Source organism: Devosia sp., assembly GCF_039927955.1.
In the GTDB taxonomy this organism is placed as follows: Bacteria; Pseudomonadota; Alphaproteobacteria; order Rhizobiales; family Devosiaceae; genus Devosia.
On the sequence record NZ_JBDSUA010000008.1, the window covers coordinates 55,862 to 70,447 of the forward strand.

Genomic DNA, 14,586 nt, shown 5'->3' on the forward strand with positions numbered 1-14,586 from the left:
GCCTTGGCCCCAATTGCGCCGATCATGCCCGAGGCCCACGCCCTTGGCAAACCGCAAAGGCTTTGGGATAACAAACTCCGGCATCCGATGGGAAGACAATGGCAGCGAACAAAATAAGTGTCAACAAAGCTGACATAAATTTAGATCAAGCGGCCACCAGCCACATGCCCCTTGATGTGATGGGCCTGTTCTTTTTTGCCTATCGTGACTTCGTCGGCGATGCCGATGCGCTGCTGGAACGGCAGGGCTTTGGCCGCGCGCATCATCGCGTGTTGTATTTCGTCAACCTCAAGCCGGGCATGCCGGTGGCCGATTTGCTGGATATCCTCAAGATCACCAAGCAGAGCCTCGCGCGGGTGCTGCGCCAACTGATCGACAATGGCTATATCGAGCAGAAAACCGGCGCCTCCGACCGCCGCCAGCGCCTGCTCCACGCCACAGACAAGGGTCGCAAGTTCTTCGCCACCCTCTCGGAAACCCAGGCGAGCCGCATCGATTCAGCAATCGGCGCACTGCCGCCCGAAGCCGGAAAACTGGTGCGCGGCTTCTTCGTTGGCATGGTGGAGCCGGATGATCGCACCCTGCTTGATCGGCTGAACCTCACCGGTGGCCTGTAAAGCCCCATTAGTATCAGTTCGCACACAAAGTTAATTTGTAGCGCCCGGCACCCTCGTGTAATTGCGTGATGCATGTCCTGGGTGGGGGCGATTCCCCGGAAAATCGCGGCAAAACGGTGTTCCTGGAAAAAATCAACGCTGACCTTCCGCCCACCGCTGGCGGTATAGAACACTCGTTGGCCAAGACCGCCGACAGTTTGGTTCTGCTTGCGTTTGAACAAGATGACGTCAGCCATCTTATTGCCGCCGCCGATCTTTATGAGGGCGTCCTCAATGGCACAAGCCTGGTCCTCGGCAGCCTGAAGCGTGCCGAAGTCGAAAACAATGTCGGTTCAGTCCATTGCCTGATTGCCCAGCGCAGCCTGGATACTGCCATAGCCGCCGTCCACCTCGACAAGGCCGAAGGTTTCCTGAAATCGGCGCTCACGGCGCGCAGCCGCAAAGTCGCCCCGCTCGATTGGGCGGTAACCAGCACCAATCTGGTGATTGTCGATATGGCCCGCTACGGCCAGACCCGGCAGGGCGTCTATCTGCTTGCCGCCAATCTGCGGCTCGATGATGCAACTGAAGAGTTCCAGCGGCAGCAGCATACTGCCAGCCTGCAGTGGGCCCATTCGGTCCGGGAGCATCTGGAATTGCTGCGAAAACCGCCGCAGGCCTAGAGACCGTTTGGAAACTCGCTCTGGAGAGTCGGCTGGTGTGGTTTTCGAGAAGTGATGAGCTTCTTGAAAAAGGTCCGGTGGACCTTTTTAGCGAAGAACGCCCCTAGAGCTACGCTCGAAGGGCTATGGCGCAGCGTACGTTTGGTACGTGAGCACCGGAAGCGGAGAAAATCGCGTCAGACGACCGCCAGAGTAGAGTTCACAAACGGTCTCTTAGCCGCGTCCGAGTTCTTCGCTGCGCTTGCGGGCGGCATCCACCGCTTTGTTCATCAGGGCCACCAGCCCGTCATCGGCCATCAGTACCGCCAACGCGGCCGCCGTCGTGCCGTTGGGCGACGTCACATTCTTGCGCAATGTCGCCGCCGATGCCGGATCGGCCTCCAGCAATGCGGCCGAACCGATCACGGTCTGGCGGGCAAAGATTTCGGCCTGCTCATCGTCAAAACCCTGCCGCCTGGCGGCCTCGGCCAGTGCTTCAACCAGGTAAAACACATAGGCCGGGCCGGAACCCGACACCGCCGTTACCGCATCGAGCTTGGCCTCGTCGTCAAACCACACCACCTGCCCCGCTGCACTCAGCAGCGCCTCGGCTATGGCTTTATCGTCCGGCGTGATCGCCGCCGGCACCGCCCCGGTAATACCCTTGCCGATCTGCGCCGGTGTATTGGGCATGGTGCGGATCACCCGCTGCGTACCCAGCCCATTGGTCAGCGTTGCCAGCGAAACCCCCGCCGCAATCGACAGCACCAGTGTATCTTCGCGCACCACCGGAGCGAGCCCTGCCAACACCGCGCCCATGATCTGCGGCTTGACCGCCAGGATCAGCACGCGTGGCACCACATTGGTCGCTGCTGCCTGCAATCGCACGCCATTCGCCTTGGCAAAAACAGCCACTTCCGGCGCCGCATTGGGATCGACCAGCACCAGATTATCTGGCTTTAGCCAGGCGGCCAGCCAGCCCCGGGCCATAGCCATGCCCATCTTGCCCGCGCCGATCAGAACGACGGGGCCAATGGTCGAAAGATTTGTTTGAGTCACGCTTCGCCTACTGTCTCGAACATCACATGGCTCAGCGCGTCGGCGGCGGTCTTGCCGGCCCAGACGACGAACTGGAATGCCTGATAATACAGATCGCAGCTATCCGATGCCGAGCGCAACAGCGCTTCGCACTGTTGTGGCGTCACTTCCGCCCCGCCGGTCAACAGGTGGGAATTGCGGAACAGCACCACGCCTTCCTTGTTCCAGATATCGAAATGGCCGATCCACAGCTGTTCATTGATCAACGAGATCAATTGCTTGACTTCGCTGCGCCGGCCATCAGGCACCCGCAGGTCGAACGCGCAGGCGATATGGAGCGACTCGAGGTCTTCCATCCAGTTGAACGAGACGTGGTAATCGCTCCAGCCGCCGCGCACCGAGATGGAAATCTCGTCGGCGTCCTGGCGCTCGAAAGTCCAGTCATTGATCGCAGCAATATGCTCGATGATATCGACCGGATGGATGGTCCGATCGGGCTCGATCTGCAGAAGTGACATTGACGGGTTCCGTCCTGGCAATTCGTGTGTGGAAGCGCCCGGTTGAGCCGGACAGCCTACGCAAGGGGTACAAAATGAACTTGCCGCACGCCTGATAGCCTACGAATCGTCCTCATGAATGGACCCTATACCCCCTCACTGATTCAGGGGACGCCGAGCCGACACAGGGCCGTAATCTCTTGTGGATGATCGGACCACCAAGGTTAACAGAGGCTTAAGACCAAGGTGTTCTAGCCCGTGTGTGGCTTTCGGCACGCACCGAAAGGAATACAACAATCCGTTGAAGCAGCCGCGGCCGACGCTAGAGCGCGTCGAGATTGCTTCCAGTACGAGTCGAAAATGGTGAGTTACGAGAACCGGAGCGGAGCGTACGTCGGTACGTGAGCACCGGAAGCACAGAAACCATTTGCAGGCCGTAATGGAGGCAATATCGGCGCGCTCTAGAACAACCCTTCGGGATCGGTCCATCCGGTCAGCAGCGCCGGCATCCACTGCGCGAAGCCATTGGCCTCGGCCTGCCGCGCCGCAGCATGGTGATCATATTCCACCACGCGAATGCTGGTCAGCCATTTGCCATTGCGCTTTTCCACGATCGCATAGCGCGCATCGGGCGAACCATGGACCAGTTGCAGCCCGACGCTACCCGGATTGATGATCAGCCGCCCATCGCGCAACCGCACCGACCGGGCGATATGGGTATGACCGCACAACATCACCGGATAATCGATGCCTTCGGCATGCCGCATGATGGTTTCTTCCGCCGGCAGGGTCGTCATCCGGTCCTGCCAGTAATTGTCCAGCCAGACCTGATTGTCGCTTTGCGGCGTGCCGTGGCACAGGAAAATCTCCTTGCCGTAAACCGCCGTTGCCGGCATGTCGCGCAGCCAGTCCCGATGCACCGCCTTGAGCCGCATCCGCGCAAACCGGTCTACCGGATCGAGCGATTTTTCCGAAGTCTGCACCAACCAGCGATCGTGATTGCCGCGGATAACCGGACCATCCAGCGCCATCAGGCGGTCAGCGCACCCGACCGGATCAATCGGCCCACTGACATGGTCGCCCAGGCAAAGCGTCGCATCGACGCCCTGGAAGCCAATATCTGCCAACACCGCTTCCAGCGCCGGCAGATTGCCATGGACATCGGAAATGACGGCGACGCGCAAACGCCTACTCGGCCTTTTTCTTCGGCTTCAAGGCGGCGATCTCTTCGCGCAGCTTGTCGATCTCTTCGCTCTGCACCTGCACCAGTTCGCGCAGCGCATCGAAATCGGCGCGCTTGACCAGGTCCATGTCGCCCACAAACCGCTGTGCCTGCGATTTGACGACAGTTTCCACCTCGCGGCGCACGCCATCGGCTACTCCGGCGGCCTCGTTCATCACCCGGCCCAGGCCGTCGAAGAGTTTGCTGTTCTGGTTCATCGCACACCTTTGATCGCGTGGCGGCGCTCCTTGGCGCCTTTCCCGATATGTAGGCGAGCCCGCCCGACTTGACCAGAGCAAGCGAAGCGGCAATGGTCCGCGCCAAGACGCGGAGCCCGAAATTGCCCTTTCCCGATATCAGCCCAATCGCCTTCGCCATCGGCCCGTTTTCGGTGCGCTGGTATGCTCTTGCCTACCTCGCCGGTGTCGGCCTTGGCGCACTCTACGGCTATCGCCTGCTGGCCAAGAAGTCGCTCTGGGCCGATAATGCGCCTCCTTTTGCCGCACCCGACATCTTCGATTTCGCCTTCTGGGCAGTCGTCGGCATCGTACTCGGTGGTCGCACCGGCTATGTGCTGTTCTATAATCTGCCGATCTACCTCGCCCATCCGCTGGAAATCTTTGCAGTTTGGGACGGCGGCATGTCCTATCACGGCGGCATGGCCGGCTTGATGATCGCGGTGATGCTGTTCACCCGCTCCAAGGGCGGCAACCTGCTATCCTCGCTCGATCTGCTCGGCGCCGTGGCCACCATCGGCATCTTCCTCGTGCGCATCACCAATTTCATCAATGCCGAACTCTATGGCGCGCCCACCAGCCTGCCCTGGGGCGTGATCTTCCCCACCGATCCGATGCAGGTCCCCCGCCATCCCAGCCAGCTTTACGAGGCGGCGCTTGAGGGCCTGTTGCTGTTCGTGGTCATCCGCTTCGTCACCCACGTCGCCTATGGCCTGCGCCGCCCTGGCCTGGTCGCCGGCATCTACGCCATCGGCTATGCCTGCGCCCGCATCGCCGTCGAATTCGTCCGCCTGCCCGACGAACAGCTCGGCTACCAGCTGGGCACCGGCTGGCTCACCATGGGCCAGGTCCTGAGCCTGCCCATCCTGCTCGGCGGCATTGTTCTGGTGATTTATGCGATGAGGCCGAAACGTGGTCGCTAGCGCGCAGAATCCCTCTTTCACCTCTCCCTTTGGGGGAGAGGTCGGCGCGCAGCGCCGGGTGAGGGGGCCTTACGTCGATACAGTGGCTCTCAAGGCCCCCTCACCCCAACCCTCTCCCCCAAAGGGAGAGGGAGACAAGCCGCAGAGCTAAACACATGACCTCCCTGCCCGATCTCATTGACACCCAAATCCGCGCCAATGGCCCGATGTCGGTGGCGTCCTATATGGGCCTCTGCCTTACCCACCCCGCCAAGGGCTATTATAAGGGCGCCGACCCGCTCGGTGCCGGTGGCGATTTCATCACCGCGCCCGAAATCTCGCAGATGTTCGGCGAGCTGATCGGCTTCTTCTTCGTCAATCTCTGGCAACAGATGGGCTCGCCCAAAGCCTTCACCCTGCTCGAACTCGGCCCCGGCCGCGGCACGCTGATGGCCGATATCCTGCGCGTCGCCTGCCGCGCCGAAGGTTTTCGCGACAGCCTCGACCTGCGCCTGTTCGAAACCAACCCCACCCTGATCGCCGAACAAAACGCCCGTCTCGAACCCTACGATCCCAAATGGGTCGACAGCTTCGACAAGATCGGCGCCGGCCCGCTGTTCGTCGTCGCCAATGAATTTTTCGATGCCTTGCCCATTCGCCAGTTCGTGCGCGGTCAAACCGGCTGGCATGAGCGCGTGGTCGGTCTGGTCGACGATCGCCGCGCCTTCGGCCTGTCGCCGACACCCATCCCCAACGCCGCCCTGCCCGACACGGTGCAGGACGCGCCGCTTCATGCAGTCTTCGAGGTCGCGCTGGCCGGCGGCGAAGTCATGTCGCGGTTAGCCAAAAACGTCTCTCGCCTCGGCGGCGCCATCCTCGCCATTGATTACGGCTATGCCCTGAGCCAAACCGGGGAAACCTTGCAGGCCGTCAAAAACCACGCCTATGCCGATATCCTCGCCGAACCCGGCGAGGCCGATCTCTCGGCCCATGTCGATTTCGAAGCCCTCGGCAATGTCGCCCGCAAGGCCGGCCTCGCCGTTCAACCGCTGGTGTCGCAGGGCGAATTCCTCAACCGCCTCGGTATCGGCGAGCGCGCCAAGGCCCTGAGCGCCGCCAATCCATCCGCTGCCGCCGGCATCGCCGCCGCCCGCACCCGCCTCACTGCCGCCGATCAGATGGGCACTCTGTTCAAGGCCTTTTGCGCCGCCAGCCCCGGCCTGCGGCCATCGGGGTTCTCTGAATGAGCATCCCATTCGAGCAGAGCAGCCGGTTGGCCAGTCTCTCTGGCCTGAGCCATGGCTTCCTCGGTCGTGAAGGCGGCGTTTCCACCGGCATCTATAAAGGCCTCAACGTCTCCGAAGTCGGCGGCGATGCCCCGACCCCGGTCACCGAAAACCGCCGCCGCGCCGCCGGTGCGCTAGGCTTCGAACCCCACCAACTCGCCACCCTCAAACAAACCCATTCCAACCGCGTTATCACCCTGACCGCGCCGCCCGAACCCGGCAGCCGCATCGATGCCGACGGCCACGTCACCGCAACCCCAGGCATCCTGCTCGGCATCCTCACCGCCGATTGCACGCCGATCCTGTTTGCCGACCCGGAAGCCGGCGTCATCGGCGCCGCCCATGCCGGCTGGAAAGGCGCCATCGACGGCATCATGGCCAACACCATCGCCGCCATGGTCGCCCTCGGTGCGCGCCCGGAGCGTATCATTGCCGCAATCGGCCCCACCATCAGCCAGCGCAACTACGAAGTCGGCCCGCACTTCATGGCCGATTTCCTCGCCCTCCATCCGGGCGGCCAGGAACACTTCGTCACGCCTCACAACGGCAAAGAGCATTTCGACCTTCCCGGCTTCGTCGCCGCCGAGTTGCGCAAGGCCGGTATCGGCACTGTCGAAGACCTGGCGCTATGCACCTATGCCGAACCGGAGCGCTATTTCTCCCACCGTTACGCCACCCACCATGGCCAGACGACCGGCAGGCAGATTGCGCTGATCGGGCTTCGGTAATCTTATTTTCGTGTCATCCATTTGTTGCGTTGCGAGTCCGGGCGTGACTCGCTAAAGCTGCGCTCGAAACTGGGTACGCCACTTCCCGCGTACATCACGAACAGGATCGCGCAATGAAGCTGGTCACCGGCAACTCCAATCGTGCCCTTGCTCAAGCCGTCGCCAGTTACCTTGAACTTCCCCTGACCGATTGTACCGTCAAGCGTTTCGCCGATAAGGAAATCTACGTCGAAGTCCACGAGAACGTGCGTGGCGAGGATGTGTTCATCCTGCAATCGACCAGTTTCCCGGCCAATGACAATCTGATGGAACTGCTGATCATCACTGATGCTTTGCGCCGCTCTTCAGCGCGCCGCATCACCGCCGTACTGCCCTATTTTGGCTATGCCCGGCAGGACCGCAAATCGGCCTCGCGCACCCCGATCTCCGCCAAGCTGGTCGCCAACCTGATCACCGAAGCCGGCATCAATCGCGTCATCACGCTCGATCTGCACGCCGCCCAGATTCAGGGCTTCTTCGATATTCCGGCCGACAATCTCTATTCCGCCCCAGTCATGGTCCGCGATATCGCCGACCACTACGACACCTCCAACGTCATGATCGTGTCGCCTGACGTCGGCGGCGTCGCCCGCGCCCGCGCCATCGCCCAGCGCATCGGCGCCGATCTCGCCATCGTCGATAAACGCCGCCCCCGCGCCGGCGTCTCCGAAGTGATGAACATCATCGGCGATGTCTCCGGCCAGCATTGCATCCTGATTGATGACATCGTCGATAGCGGCGGCACGCTGATAAACGCCGCCGAAGCCCTGCTCAAGGCCGGTGCGCTCGATGTTTCCGCCTACATCACTCACGGCGTGCTTTCCAACGACGCCGCCAAGCGTGTCGCCGCCAGCAAGCTCAAGGAACTGGTGATCACCGACTCGATCGAGGAGCTGGAAGCCAATTCGGCCCCCAATATCCGCCGCGTCACCATCGCCCCCCTGATCGGCGAAGCCATCGCCCGCACGGCGAGTGAACAGAGCGTGTCGAGCCTCTTGGATTAAGTCGCTTCGACGATCCATCAGTCGCCACTCGCGCCACCCCATCAGTCGGCAACCCTCACCCCTTGAGGGAGAGGGACAGAAATTCTGCGTTCAGCAGAATTTCAGGGTGAGGGGTCCTCTCCTCCGCATTGACCGGAGAATACCCCCCCATCCGCCCTTCGGGCACCTTCTCCCGCAAGGGGAGAAGGGAGGCACAGCGGCATCGGGCGTTCGCTCCCCAACAAAATCCCCACCCCTGTCGAAATCACCCCCCCTCGCGCGACATTCTCCTGAGAGCCTATGATCCCTCGCCAAGGAGAACCGAGATGCGCTACCTGTTGATGCTGTTTGCAGATGAAAACACCGGCCTTGCCATGCCGCCCGAGGCCATGGCGCGTGCAATGCAGACCATGGCCGCTTATGAGGATGCGCTCACGAAGGCCGGCGCCTTCGTGATGACCTCGCCGCTGGACCGCACGGCCAATGCTAAAACCCTCGCCATGCAGGGCGGCGAAGTGGTTCAGGGCGCCAGCGGCGCCTTCGTCAACGATGGTGGCGAATTGATCGTCCACGACGGCCCTTATGCCGAAACCCGCGAACAGTTTGGCGGTCTCTACATCATCGAAGCTGCCAACATGGATGCGGCTTTGGCGTGGGCCGCCAAGTGTCCGGCGGCGCAATGGGGCTCGATAGAGGTCCGCGCCATGAAGCCCGGTTTTTAGCGCCAGAAAAGAAATATGCGCGACCCAGTCGAAATCCCCCGCCATCTCGCGTCATTGTAGCATCGGGGCAAGGTGTTCCGACCACACACGGGAGACAATGATGAAATACATGCTGCTGATCCATGGCAACGAGTCGGTGATGAACACGGTGCCGGTCGACTCGACCGGCATGAGCCCGGCCTACGCCGCCTACAACGAAGCGCTGATCAAGGCCGGCGTCATGCGTGGCGGCGAACGCCTCCGCCCCACCACCGATGCCGCAACCATCCGCGTCACCAATGGCACGACCGAAGTCCTCGATGGCCCCTATGCCGAAACCAAGGAACAGTTCGGCGGCTATTACATGATCGAGGTCGATGACATGGACGCTGCCGTTGCCTGGGCCGTGCGCTGCCCGGCCGCCCAGCACGGCGCCATCGAAGTGCGCCCGATCTGGCCGACCCGCGGCGAATAAACTTTTGCGCAAAAACGTCGAACTGCGCAAACGCCCTCCGTCATTGTAGCGCCGGGGCATGGTGCCCCGGAGCCAACAACGCGAGAAAACCGATGAAATTCATGCTGCTGATCCATCACGATGATGTCGAACTGGCCAAGGCCGGCCCCGAACTCTGGGGCGACTACGCCGCCTTCAACGCCGCCCTTGCCAAGGCGGGCGTTGGCACCCCGGGCGAACGCCTCAATCCGGCCAAGACCGCCACCCGTGTCAGCGTCAAGGACGGCCGCAAGAAGGTGCTCGACGGCCCCTATGTCGACACCAAGGAGCAGTTCGCCGGCTACATGATCCTGGATGTGCCCACGCTCGAAGACGCCGTCGAATGGGCTGCCCGCTGCCCCAGCGCCAAATACGGCACCATCGAAGTGCGCCAGATTTCGCCGAAGGGCAGCTGATGCAGCAAGGCGATGAAGCAGGCCGCGCTGCCGAACGGGTTGCCCGCGAAAGCTATGGCCGCCTCATCGCCTTTCTGGCTGCCCGCACCCGCGATCTGGCCGGCGCCGAGGATGCGCTGGCCGACGCCTTTGCCGCCGCCCTGCGCCTCTGGCCCCGGGATGGCGTGCCCGACAATCCAGACGCCTGGCTGCTCACCGTTGCCCGCCGTCGCCAGACCGACGCTTTGCGCCGCCGCCAGACCCGCATAGCGGGTGAGGGTCACCTCTTGCTCATGGCAGATGAAATCGACGCCGCCGCCGACACCCAGGACGATATCCCTGATCGCCGTCTGGCGCTGATGTTTGCCTGCGCCCACCCCGAAATCGAACGCGGCATGCGCGCCCCGCTGATCCTGCAGACCATTCTGGGCCTGACCGCGCAAGACATCGCCTCGGCCTTCCTGATTCCGCCCGCCACCATGGGCCAGCGCCTCGTCCGCGCCAAAACCCGCATCAAGGAGGCCGGCATTCCCTTCCTCATCCCCGATCGTGAAGATCTGCCAGAGCGCCTCGATGCCGTACTCGAAGCCATCTACGCCGCCTATGCCAAAGGCTGGGGGGAAGTGGGCGAAACCGGCACGCCACAACTGGCCGAGGAAGCCATCTGGCTCGGTCGCCTGATCGTGCAACTGATGCCTGACGAGCCCGAGGCCAAGGGCATGCTGGCGCTGATGCTTTACGCCGAAGCCCGCCGCGCTGCCCGCCGCGATAGCGACGGCGCCTATGTGCCGCTCGAACAGCAGGACACCGCCCTCTGGGATGAATGGCAGATCGACATCGCCGAGACGCTGTTGCACCAGGCCAACCAGAGTGGCCCCTCCGGTCGCTACCAGCTGGAAGCCGCCATCCAGTCTGCCCACACCGCGCGGCGCGTCTTCGGTCAAGCCAATTGGCCCGCCATCGTCGCGCTCTACGATCACCTTTTGGCCCTCACCAAATCCCCCGTCGTCGCCCTCAATCGCGCCGCCGCCTTGGCCGAAACCGCCGGCCCCGCAGAGGCCTTCGCCCAGATCATCGCCATAGCCGCCGACAAACGCATGGCCGATTATCAACCCTACTGGGCCGCCCGCGGCCACCTCGCCGCCAAAGCGGGCGACAAGGACGACGCCTTCGAGTCGCTGACCGTGGCGATAGGGTTATCGACGGATGATGCGGTACGGGCGTATCTGCGCAAACAACTCGACGTGCTGAAAGACGGCTAACCGCTGCCGCCACAACAACCGGCCTACCCTCGCCCCTTGCGGGAGAGGGACAGAAATTCTGCGTCCAGCAGAATTTCAGGGTGAGGGGTTGTCTCCACAAACGCCAAACCAGGAAGCGACCCCTCATCCGCCCTTCGGGCACCTTCTCCCGCAAGGGGAGAAGGAGGAAGTCTTGTCAGGCCGCCCTCTCCGCTTGCTCCGCAACCACCTTTAGAGTATAGCCCGCGCCATGAAGCGCTGCTCACCCCTGGAGGACGGCGCGTATGGCGTTGTAGTGACCCATACACCAACCCATGAATGGAAATTCCATGGCTGCGACCAAAGAGCTCAAAGCTCAGGCGCGTTCGCTTGTCGGCAAGGGGGCCGCTCGTGAACTGCGTCGTCAGGGTTTGATCCCTGCTGTTATCTACGGCGACAAGAAATCCCCGGTTACCATCTCCCTGCCGTTCAAGGATGCCCAGCGGGCGATCTATGATGGCGGCTTTCTGTCCCACGTCATCACTCTTGATGTCGATGGTACCAAGCACTCGGTAATCCCGCGTGACTATCAGCTTGATCCTGTGAAGGATTTCGCGATGCACGTCGATTTCCTGCGCGTCGGCAAGGGCACCAAGCTCAATGTCCAGGTGCATGTGAACTTCATCAACGAAGAAGCGTCCCCGGGCATCAAGCGCGGCGGCACCCTCAACGTTGTGCACCACACTCTGGATCTGACGGTCAACGCCGACAATATCCCGGATTCGATCATCGTTGATCTGACCGGCCTGGATATTGGCGATGCCATCCACCTGTCCTCGATCAAGCTGCCGGCTGGCGTCACCGACCACAGCCACGAAGATGACCTGACCATCGCCACCATCGTGGCGCCGTCGGCTCTGAAGTCCACTGAAGGCGGCGAAGCTGAAGCCACTCCGGCCGCGTAATTTTCACGCCAGATTGTCTATTGAGCGAGGCGGCCCTAGGGTCGCCTCTACTTTTTGGAGAGCCCGTTTTGAAGCTCATTGTTGGCCTGGGCAATCCCGGCGATCAGTATCGCGGCAATCGCCACAATATCGGCTTCATGGCCGCCGACGCGATCCACCGTGAGCATGGCTTCGGCCCGTGGCGCAGCAAGCACAATGGCCTGCTCTCCGAAGGCAGCATCGGCGGCGAGCGCGCTTTGCTGCTCAAGCCGCAGACCTTCATGAACCGCTCCGGCGACAGCGTCGCCGCCACCGCCAAATTCTTCAAGATCGATCCCGCCGATGTCGTCGTGCTGTACGACGAACTCGACCTCGCCCCCGGCAAAGTCCGCGTCAAGGTCGGCGGCGGCAATGGCGGCCACAATGGCCTGCGCTCCATCGATCCCCAGCTTGGCCTAAACTACAGGCGTGTCCGTCTCGGCATCGGTCATCCGGGCAAGGAATTCGTCACCCACCACGTGCTGGGCGATTTCGCCAAGGCCGACCAGGCCTGGCTCGAACCGATGCTCGCAGCCATCGCCAAAAACGCTGGCATGCTGCTGAGCGGCGACGACAACGGTTTCATGAACAAGATTACTCTGGCCACCCAACCCGACGAACCAACCAAGCCAGAACCCAAACCCCAAAGCCACATCCGCCAGGCCCGCCCGACCAAGCCGCAGGTTGCCATCCCCGAAACCGGCCCCATGGCCGCCATACTCAAAAAGCTGTTCAAGGGCGATTGATCTTCGCTTTCTACCCTCGCCCCTTGCGGGACTTGGAGGTGGTGGCATCGCCACAAACCGCTCCAGTGGAGCGGTTTGAACCGAACAAGGACAGAAATTCTGCGTTCAGCAGAATTCCAGGGTGAGGGGTTGCTCCCGCAAACGCTGTGCGAAGTAAGACACCCCTCATCCGGCGCTACGCGCCACCTTCTCCCGCAGGGGGAGAAGGAAGATCGTGAACATTGACTTATCCCCCGATCCGCCACATGTCAGGGCCAACCAATTTCCGGAGTTTCCCATGGGTTTCAAGATGGGCATCGTCGGCCTGCCCAATGTCGGCAAGTCGACCCTTTTCAATGCGCTGACCCGCACCGCTGCCGCGCAGGCGGCTAACTTTCCGTTCTGCACCATCGAGCCCAATGTCGGCGAAGTGTCGGTGCCGGATGCGCGGCTGGACAAGCTCGCCGTCGTCGGCAAATCCGCCACCAAGCTGCCGGCTCGCATGAGCTTTGTCGATATCGCCGGTCTGGTGAAGGGCGCCTCCAAGGGCGAAGGGCTGGGCAACCAGTTCCTGGCCAATATCCGCGAATGCGACGCCATCGCCTATGTGCTGCGCTGCTTTGAAGATGGCAACATCATCCACGTCAACAACAAGGTCGATCCGCTGGCCGATGCTGAAGTTGTCGAAACCGAACTGATGCTGGCCGATCTGGAAAGCCTCGAAAAGCGCCGCAACGGCGTCGAAAAGAAAGCCAAGGGCGGCGACAAGGATGCCAAGCTGGTGCTCGACCTGATCGATCGCTCGCTGGTATTGCTGCGCGAAGGCAAGTCCGCCCGCCTCGTCGCCCGCGCCCCCGAAGAAGAAAAAGCCTTCTGGGAACTCCAGTTGCTCACCTCCAAGCCGGCGCTTTACGTCTGCAATGTCGATGAAGGCTCCGCCTCCGATGGCAATGCCATGACCAGGCTGGTGGCCGACTACGCCAAGGGGCACAATGCGGCGACCGTAGTGATCTCCGCCGAAATCGAGAGCCAGCTGGCCCAGCTCCCCGACGCCGAACAAGCAGAATATCTCGAAAGCCTCGGCCTGCACGAACCCGGTCTGAACCGGCTGATCCGCGAAGCCTATGGCCTGCTTGGCCTGCAGACCTATTTCACCGTCGGCCCGAAAGAGGCCCGCGCCTGGACCATCCACAAGGGCGACAAGGCCCCGGCCGCTGCCGGCGTCATCCATTCCGATTTCGAACGCGGCTTCATCCGCGCCCAGACCATCGGCTATGACGATTACATCTCCCTGGGCGGCGAAGTCCCCGCCAAGGAAGCCGGCAAAGCCCGCGACGAAGGCAAGGAATACGTCGTCAAGGACGGCGACGTCATGCTGTTCAAGTTCAATACTTAGGCCCGGCGGCTCCGCCGCGAAATCGCTCCAGTGGAGCGATTTCAGGGCCAAAGGCCATGAGGGCTACGCCCGAATGGCACGAACGCTCGATAAGGTCGTCAAATGTCTAGCAACCAGGCACCCGACAAATACGGCAGTTTCCGCGCCCTCTCGGCCTCCGAAGTCGAAGACATCGATTTCTCGATAGCCCTTTTCCAGCGCAACTCATCGGTTGCCATCCTTGCGCCCCACGGCGGCTGGATCGAACCCACCACTTCCGAAATCACCGCCGCCATTGCCGCGGATCGCTACTCGCTCTACCTGTTCGAAGGCCTCAAGCAGGCCCGGCCGCATAGCGACCTTCACATCACCTCGATAAAATTCGACGAGCCAAAGGCCGTCAACCTCGTCGTCGCCAGCGCCACCGTGATCACCGTCCATGGCCGCGCTGACGGCACCGACCCCTACACCGTCTATGTCGGTGGTCGCGACAAAGCCCTTGCCG

At 62.0% G+C, this 14,586-nt stretch carries 18 protein-coding genes; 14 read left to right on the forward strand and 4 right to left on the reverse strand.

The features are described 5' to 3' along the window. Positions 1–164 precede the first annotated feature (164 nt). Positions 165–617: a MarR family transcriptional regulator gene (locus ABIT12_RS03995; protein WP_348043983.1), complete on the forward strand. Its 453-nt coding sequence runs from the start codon at positions 165–167 to the stop codon at positions 615–617. Positions 618–793: 176 nt separating this feature from the next. Beyond that, positions 794–1,279, forward strand: a complete 486-nt coding sequence (locus ABIT12_RS04000; RefSeq protein WP_348043985.1) for a hypothetical protein — start codon at positions 794–796, stop codon at positions 1,277–1,279. A gap of 213 nt (positions 1,280–1,492) precedes the next feature. Here ABIT12_RS04000 and proC read toward each other — a convergent pair whose 3' ends face one another. From proC to ABIT12_RS04020, 4 genes are all read right to left on the reverse strand, one after another. Continuing rightward, positions 1,493–2,317, reverse strand: coding sequence for a pyrroline-5-carboxylate reductase (gene proC / locus ABIT12_RS04005; protein ID WP_348043987.1), 825 nt, complete (start codon positions 2,315–2,317; stop codon positions 1,493–1,495). Continuing rightward, positions 2,314–2,814 (reverse strand): YbjN domain-containing protein, encoded by a 501-nt coding sequence (locus ABIT12_RS04010; RefSeq protein WP_348043989.1) that lies wholly within the window; start codon positions 2,812–2,814, stop codon positions 2,314–2,316. Before ABIT12_RS04010 ends, proC begins: the two co-directional genes overlap by 4 nt. Positions 2,815–3,254: 440 nt before the next feature. Next, on the reverse strand, positions 3,255–3,977 hold the full coding sequence (locus ABIT12_RS04015) for a metallophosphoesterase family protein (RefSeq protein WP_348043991.1): 723 nt from the start codon (positions 3,975–3,977) through the stop codon (positions 3,255–3,257). Between the two features lie 4 nt (positions 3,978–3,981). Then, the gene (locus tag ABIT12_RS04020; protein ID WP_348043993.1) at positions 3,982–4,233 is read right to left on the reverse strand and encodes an accessory factor UbiK family protein; all 252 of its coding nucleotides are present in this window, start codon (positions 4,231–4,233) and stop codon (positions 3,982–3,984) included. Between the two features lie 122 nt (positions 4,234–4,355). Between ABIT12_RS04020 and lgt the strand changes: the two genes are divergently transcribed. From lgt to ABIT12_RS04080, 12 genes are all read left to right on the forward strand, one after another. Beyond that, positions 4,356–5,174, forward strand: a complete 819-nt coding sequence (lgt, locus tag ABIT12_RS04025; RefSeq protein WP_348043995.1) for a prolipoprotein diacylglyceryl transferase — start codon at positions 4,356–4,358, stop codon at positions 5,172–5,174. Positions 5,175–5,329: 155 nt separating this feature from the next. Beyond that, the gene (locus ABIT12_RS04030) at positions 5,330–6,400 is read left to right on the forward strand and encodes an SAM-dependent methyltransferase (protein ID WP_348043997.1); all 1,071 of its coding nucleotides are present in this window, start codon (positions 5,330–5,332) and stop codon (positions 6,398–6,400) included. Next, positions 6,397–7,167 (forward strand): peptidoglycan editing factor PgeF, encoded by a 771-nt coding sequence (gene pgeF, locus ABIT12_RS04035; protein WP_348043999.1) that lies wholly within the window; start codon positions 6,397–6,399, stop codon positions 7,165–7,167. Before ABIT12_RS04030 ends, pgeF begins: the two co-directional genes overlap by 4 nt. A gap of 113 nt (positions 7,168–7,280) precedes the next feature. After that, positions 7,281–8,210: a ribose-phosphate pyrophosphokinase gene (locus tag ABIT12_RS04040; RefSeq protein ID WP_348044001.1), complete on the forward strand. Its 930-nt coding sequence runs from the start codon at positions 7,281–7,283 to the stop codon at positions 8,208–8,210. Positions 8,211–8,515: 305 nt separating this feature from the next. Then, positions 8,516–8,911: a YciI family protein gene (locus tag ABIT12_RS04045; RefSeq protein WP_348044003.1), complete on the forward strand. Its 396-nt coding sequence runs from the start codon at positions 8,516–8,518 to the stop codon at positions 8,909–8,911. A gap of 100 nt (positions 8,912–9,011) precedes the next feature. Then, complete coding sequence (locus ABIT12_RS04050; protein ID WP_348044005.1) at positions 9,012–9,365, forward strand: YciI family protein; 354 nt, start codon at positions 9,012–9,014, stop codon at positions 9,363–9,365. Positions 9,366–9,457: 92 nt separating this feature from the next. Continuing rightward, a complete protein-coding gene (locus ABIT12_RS04055) occupies positions 9,458–9,799 on the forward strand; it encodes a YciI family protein (protein ID WP_348044007.1) in 342 nt (113 codons plus the stop codon). After that, positions 9,799–11,040 (forward strand): DUF6596 domain-containing protein, encoded by a 1,242-nt coding sequence (locus tag ABIT12_RS04060; protein WP_348044009.1) that lies wholly within the window; start codon positions 9,799–9,801, stop codon positions 11,038–11,040. Before ABIT12_RS04055 ends, ABIT12_RS04060 begins: the two co-directional genes overlap by 1 nt. Positions 11,041–11,348: 308 nt before the next feature. Continuing rightward, positions 11,349–11,963, forward strand: a complete 615-nt coding sequence (locus ABIT12_RS04065; protein WP_348044011.1) for a 50S ribosomal protein L25/general stress protein Ctc — start codon at positions 11,349–11,351, stop codon at positions 11,961–11,963. A gap of 68 nt (positions 11,964–12,031) precedes the next feature. Continuing rightward, entirely contained in the window at positions 12,032–12,727 is a 696-nt protein-coding gene (gene pth / locus ABIT12_RS04070; RefSeq protein ID WP_348044013.1) for an aminoacyl-tRNA hydrolase, read from the forward strand. 277 nt (positions 12,728–13,004) lie between these two features. Further along, positions 13,005–14,102, forward strand: a complete 1,098-nt coding sequence (ychF, locus tag ABIT12_RS04075; protein ID WP_348044015.1) for a redox-regulated ATPase YchF — start codon at positions 13,005–13,007, stop codon at positions 14,100–14,102. A gap of 102 nt (positions 14,103–14,204) precedes the next feature. Then, the coding region (locus ABIT12_RS04080) for a poly-gamma-glutamate hydrolase family protein (RefSeq protein WP_348044017.1) at positions 14,205–14,586 on the forward strand (382 nt) is incomplete at its 3' end.